At 44.5% G+C, this 7155-nt stretch carries 1 protein-coding gene; it reads left to right on the top strand.

Annotated elements, in window-relative coordinates; translation table 11 throughout:
• Window positions 1–7155, top strand: a 7155-nt coding sequence (locus C162_RS25660) for a non-ribosomal peptide synthetase (protein WP_036699236.1), incomplete at both ends; no start/stop codon positions are given.

Genomic DNA, 7155 nt, shown 5'->3' with positions numbered 1-7155 from the left:
AGTTTGAAGAGGCGCTGGATGCGGTACGGACTGAAGGAGTCTTGAAGGAAATCGTGCAGCGGCATGAAGTGCTGCGCACCCATTTCGGAGTGGTGAACGGAGAAGTGGTCCAGTATATCAATGACAGCTGGAAGCTGGACTTCACCAGCAGGGGAGTGTCTGAGGCAGACGCAGAAGCTGCCATCTGCAGGGCTGTGTCCCCGTTCGACCTGAGCCAGGCACCATTATTAAGAGCCCGGCTGCTCCAATGCGGAGAAGCGAAGTCCATTCTGATCCTGGATATTCATCATATTGTCATGGATGGTATTTCTAGCGGGATATTGATCCACGAATTCAAGGCGCTGTATGAAGGGAAGCTGCTTGAGTCTCCACCATTTCAATTCAAGGATTATTCGGAGTGGCAGAAGCATCTGAACGGGCAAGAGGCTCTGAGCAAAGAGGAGAGCTATTGGCTGGAACGGTTATCCGGAGAGCTGCCGCTACTAAATCTGCAGACAGATAAGGAAAGACCCCGGGTGAAGCAATTCGAGGGAAGCCGGATACACTTTGAGGCAGGAGCGGAGTTAACTGCTGCGTTGCTGCAGGTGGCCCGGGACACGGGGACCACGCTCTACATGGTGCTGCTTGCCGTGTACAATGTGCTGTTATGGAAATATACCGGGCAGGAAGACATCATTGTAGGAACAGTGGAGTCAGGAAGATCACACAGTGAACTCCAGGACATGATGGGCATGTTCGTAAATACGGTAGCACTGAGAAATTACCCGGCAGGAGACAGAACGTTCCGGGAGTTCCTGAAGGAAATCAAACAGCATACCCTGGCAGACTTCGAGCATGCTGTCTATCCTTATGAGAACCTTTTGGATCTGTTGAATTTACAAAAGGATACCAGCAGAAATCCGTTGTTTGACGTCATGTTTGCTTTTGAGAGCAAAGATTACGGGTTCGCCCAGGGTGAGATTGCTCATGGAATAAAGGTTACAGAGCCGGATTTGAAGGTAGCGATGTTTGACCTGACTTTAACAGCGAAAGAGACTGACGGAAACCTATCCTTTAGTTTAGAATATTCCAGCAGCTTGTTTGACCAGGCTACAGTGGAGCAAATGGGAGAGCACTATAAACGTCTTTTAGCAGAGGCAGTTGTTAACCCGTATCAAGAGCTTGGAAGGCTCGATATGGTTAGTAGTGAAGAGAAACAATTACTGTTAAACGTATTCAATGGTACATCCCGAGACTATTCCAAGGGTAAGACGATTCATGAGTTATTCGAGGAGCAGGTGGAGAGAACTCCAGATCGGTTTGCCGTTGTGTACGGAGATCAGACGCTTACCTATAAAGAGCTTAATGAGCAGGCCAATAGCTTGGCCAGCGTACTTAGAACATACATGCTGGAGAAGGATTCTATCATAGGCATTATGGCGCAGCCTTCACTAAAGATGATAATAGGTGTTATGGGCATTTTGAAGGCCGGAGCGGCGTATCTGCCGATTGATCCGGAGTATCCGGAGGAACGTATAAGATATATGTTACAAGACAGCTGCGCTGCAGTTGTCCTGACTCATCAACAGCCCAACTGGGATGTAGCCGATGGAGTTTCAGTTATTGATCTTGAAGATAGTAATCTGTATAACCGGAAGGTAAGTCATCTGGAGTCCAGAGGTGATGCCAACCATCTGGCTTATGTAATCTACACTTCAGGAACAACGGGAAATCCCAAAGGAGTCATGGTTGAGCATCATGCACTTATTAACTTATGCTCTTGGCATAATGAATATTATAGTGTCACTGAAAAAGATAAAGCTACGAAGTATGCCGGCTTTGGCTTCGATGCATCAGTGTGGGAAATATTCCCTTATCTTATAGCGGGAGCTTCAATCTATATAGTGAACCCGTCCATTATGCTGGATATTGCTGAGCTTAACCGTTTCTATGATGAACAGGGAATCACAATCAGCTTTCTTCCTACGCAGATATGTGAGCAATTTCTGGAGGCGGAGAATAAGTCTCTCCGCAAGCTGCTGACGGGAGCGGATAAGCTTAAGAAATATAGAAGACAGACCTATGACTTAATAAATAATTATGGGCCAACTGAAAACACAGTAGTGACTACGAGCTTTATTGTTGATAGAGACTACAAAAATATACCGATTGGAAAACCTGTTGCAAACACAGATATATATATTCTCGATCCGTATAATATGCTGGTGCCGGTTGGAGTTCCCGGTGAGATGTGTATTTCAGGTGCTTCATTAGCAAGAGGGTATCTAAACAGAGCGGATCTGACCCGGGAGAAGTTTGTGGATAATCCTTATCATCCTGGAACAAAAATGTATAAAACCGGAGATTTGGCTAAATGGCTGCCTGATGGAAACATTCAATATTTAGGAAGAATCGATAATCAGGTGAAAATTAGGGGGTACAGAGTAGAGACAGCCGAAATTGAAAGCAAGTTACAAAATATGAAGGCTATACGTGAGGCAGTCGTTACGGCCAGGACCGATGATTACGGAAACCACTTCCTATGCGCATATATCGTTGCAGATCTGGAACGATCAGCAGCAGAGCTAAAAGAGGAATTAATGAAGGTACTTCCGTCGTATATGATACCTGCTTATATCCTCCAGTTGGATAACATTCCAGTAACTCCGAATGGCAAGGTTGACAGGAACGCGCTGGATAAGATGAAGCTTATGGATTCAACGGTTAGGGAATGGGAAGCACCGAGAACAACTGCAGAAGAAATATTAATTAATGTATGGGAGGATATTCTGAGAGTTGAGCGGATCGGGATTAATGACAATTACTATGATCTGGGCGGCGACTCCATCAAGTCAATTATGCTGGTCTCAAGACTTCAGCAGCATAATCTGCGTCTCGAAGCGAGAAATATCCTGCAGTACCCGACTATAAAAGAATTAAGCAGACATATTCATAACTGTACAACAGAGGTTGATCAAAGACCTGTTGAAGGAGAAGCGGAATTCTCGCCAATTCAGCGTTGGTTCCTGGAATGCAGGTTTACAGAACAAAACCATTTTAACCAATCATTTATGTTTGCAGTCCAGGGCGGGGTAGAGGAAGAAGTGCTGCGTACCGCATTCAGAGAAGTGATTCATCATCATGATGCCCTTCGCATGATATACCCGGCAGGACAAGACGGCATAACACAAATGAATAGAGGAATTGATCAGTCCCCAAATGCTTACAGGCTGGATATCTACGACTTAAGAGAAGATCTGAATTACACGAATACGATAGAGAACTTAGCGAATCAAATCCAGCAGGGAATGAATTTGGAGGAAGGTATCTTAATAAGACTGGGACTATTTAGAACCATGCTTGGCGATCAACTGCTAATCACCATCCACCATATGGTAATAGATGGAGTATCATGGAGAATTCTGCTTGAAGATCTGGAGAACGCATATGGATGTGCTCTACAGGGAAAGGAGATTAAACTGCCGGCAAAAACGGCTTCCTACAGAGAATGGACAAGTAAGCTTGCATCGGTTGCAAATAGCAGAACTATACTGAGGGAGCTCCCGTATTGGGAGAAAATTGAAAATGCACAAGCCACAAAAATCACCAGAGATTATGAGGCCAAAGAAAGCACTTTTGGTGCAAGCCAGGATATTACGATATGTTTTTCAAAAGAAAGCACAGAAAAGCTGCTGAGAAAAACAAATGCTGCCTACAACACACAAATTAATGATCTTTTACTCTGTGCATTGGGGATAGCGGTGAAAAATTGGGCTGGAATCAATCTTGTGTCATTCAATCTTGAAGGCCATGGCCGCGAAGAGCTGGTTGAAGATATTTCTATAGACCGGACTATCGGCTGGTTTACCTCTATGTATCCGGTAGTCCTGGATATGACTCATAGTGATAATATGTCAGCTTGTATAAAGTACACCAAGGAATATTTAAGAGGAATACCCAATAAAGGAACCGGGTATGGGGTACTTAAATATTTGACCAACCCGGAGCTTAAAGGGGGTATCCAGTTTAAACTGAAACCTGATATTAGCTTTAATTACCTGGGTGAGTTCGCTGATCCTGCCGGGCTGGCGACGTTCAGACATTCCGGACTCTCATGCGGCAGGGGTGTCTCTTTAGCTAATCAGAAGCTAAATGCTATAGAAATCAATGGTCTAATTATAGACGGACAATTAAAATTTGTATTTAACTATAGTACAGAAGAATTTAAATATGAGACCATTGAGAGACTTGCCGAAAATTACTTGAAGTATCTAACAGCAGTTATCGAGCATTGTGAAGCCCGTGAGCATACAGAGAAAACTCCGTCGGATTATGGAGATAAGGAATTAACCATGGAGGATCTGGCTGTTATCATCTCTAGTGGAGAACAAGTTGAGAAGATCCACTCGCTTACTCCTATGCAAGAGGGAATGCTCTATCACCTTCTGCTTGATCCTCACTCTCAGGCCTATTTTGAACAGCTTGTATTCACTCTTGAAGGAAGGCTTAATCTGGCTCATTTGCATACAGCCCTCAATAAGCTGATTGAACAACATGAAATTCTGCGGACCGCCTTCTTCTACAAGGAGTTAAGTTATTCCAAGCAGGCCGTAATGAAGGAACGCACGATAAGTGTACATTATGAGGACATTAGCCAGCTTGATGAGAAGGATAAAGACAGGTTCCTGGATCAGTTCAAGAATGAGGATAGAGCCAAAGGCTTTGACTTAACTAACGATTGCCTGGTTCGTGTATCAGTCATCAAAATCAGCCGCCGGAAGTACCAGCTTCTCTACAGCTTCCATCATATTATTATGGACGGCTGGTGCACAGGCTTATTGATGAAAGAGGCGGCAGAAATTTATAACGCGTTATGTTCGTGCCGGGAGGTAATCCTGGATTCAACAGAACCGTACAGCAAGTATCTGAAGTGGTTGGAGCAACAAGATAAAGAAGCGGCATTACACTATTGGGGCCGGTATCTTGAGGGCTATGAGCATGGTGCTGAAATTCCACATTTCCATATGAGCAGGGAGACTGAAGGCTACCGGCAAAGAAAAACCTCCCTTCAGCTTAGCAGGGAAGCAACCTCCAAGCTGAAAGAGGCGGCCGAAAAGAACCGGATAACCTTAAATTCAATTATTCAGGCAGCCTGGGGAGTATTACTGCAAAAATATAACCGTTCAGAGGATGTTGTGTTCGGTACGATTATCTCCGGACGGCAAGCTGGCATTAAAGATATTGATAAGATGGTAGGCTTGTTCATTAATGCAGTGCCGCTAAGAGTGAGAGGAGGGGAAACAACATCATTCCTGGCACTCGCGCAGCAGCTTGAACATGATTTGAATGAAGCTAGTAATTCTTATGGTTATAGCTCACTGGCAGATATACAAGCATTAACCGGCATGAAGGATAAGCTCATTAATCATCTTGTGGTCTATGAAAACTATCCGCTTGAGCATGTGGCAGAAATCGGGGACAGCAGAGCTGTACTTGGTATCACCGGAATCGGGGCATTTGAGCAAACTCATTATGACTTTGGAGTCGTAGTACTCCCTGGCGAACAGTTGACCTTCGAATTCACCTATAACGGTTATATCTACGACGAAGCAATGGTTGAGCTGGTTAGCCGTAATTTAAGCCATATCATCGACAGTATTGCTGCAGACCCCGGCATCAGGCTGGGCGGCATCCGTGGAATTGCGGGTCAGGAGCGAGATAAGATATTAAGCACGTACAATAATACAAATTCAGAATATTTAGTGGATAAAAGCCTGCAGCAGCTTTTTCAGGAGCAAGCCGAGAATTCACCTAATCAGGTGGCAATAGTTTATCAAGGCCGGCAGCTTACTTATAAAGAGTTGAATGAAAAAGCAAATCGTCTGGCTAGAACATTGCTCGGGCAAGGAATAGGACATCATAGTATTTGCGCTTTGCTGCTTGAGCCGTCAGAGAATATGCTGGTAGCGATTTTAGGAGTTTTAAAGGCCGGCAGCTCCTTTTTGCCTATAGATGAGGAGGCACCAGGCACCAGGATCGCTAATATTCTCAAGGATAGCCAGGCAGACCTGCTAATCTCTACCTCGAACCTCATTCAAATGCTGAATGTTGACATTGAATGCCTTGACATTGAGGACGAGAGCTTATTTGCAGGACAGGTAAGCAGCAATCTGCACAGCAGTTATGACTTGAAGGATGAGGTATATGTTATCTATACTTCCGGAACAACAGGGAATCCCAAGGGAGTAAGCATTCTGAATCAATCTTTAGTCAATTACTCCGGTTGGGTTATCCGTGAATTGAACCTTGATTCTTCCAGCAGATCGCTTATTACCTCAAAGTATAGCTTTGATTTATGCTATACCAGTATCTTTCCTGCACTGCTCTGTGGAGGAGTATTGCATATCATTCCAAAAGAAGGCTATCTTAATCCGCCTGCATTATTGAAGTACGTGCAGCAGACAGGGATCAGCTACTTGAAAATGACTCCAAGTTTATTCTCAACACTAATGGATAACGAAGCCGGTTGGAGCTCCTGCAGAGACCTGAAGACAATTATCCTTGGCGGGGAGCGGTTAAATGTTAATCATGTGTTGAAGGTTGCAAAAGAATGTCCTTGGGTTAAATTCATGAATCATTACGGACCAACGGAGAGCACAATTGGCTGCATTGCGCACTACATGGATGTAAGAAATCTTCGTGAGGGTGTGTATAGTCTGATTGGAAGACCCGTCACAAATACAAAGATCTATATAGTTGACTCTGCGCATGAGGTTACTCCGATAGGCGTGCCGGGTGAAATCTGCATCAGCGGTATGGGATTGGCAAAGGGATACTTGCATAATAAGAATCTTACAGAGGAGAAGTTTGTTACTAATCCCTTCCTAGAAGGGACCCGAATGTATAAAACGGGTGACCTCGGGAGAATGCGGCCTGATGGCAGCATCGAATATTTGGGCAGACAAGACCAGCAGATTAAAATTAGAGGATTCCGTATTGAGCTCGGAGAGATTGAACAGCAACTCTTAAAGCAAAAAGCTGTCAAAGAGGCAGTTGTGGTAGACAGAACCAGCAAAAATGAAGAAAAGTATCTGTGTGCTTATGTAACAGCAGACACGGAAGTGAAGCTCGCACAGGTAAGAGATGAGTTAGCCAAGGTGCTCCCGTCTTATATGA

Source organism: Paenibacillus sp. FSL R7-269, from assembly GCF_000517865.1.
In the GTDB taxonomy this organism is placed as follows: Bacteria; Bacillota; Bacilli; order Paenibacillales; family Paenibacillaceae; genus Paenibacillus_AQ.
This window is presented reverse-complemented; position numbering and strand designations above follow the sequence as displayed.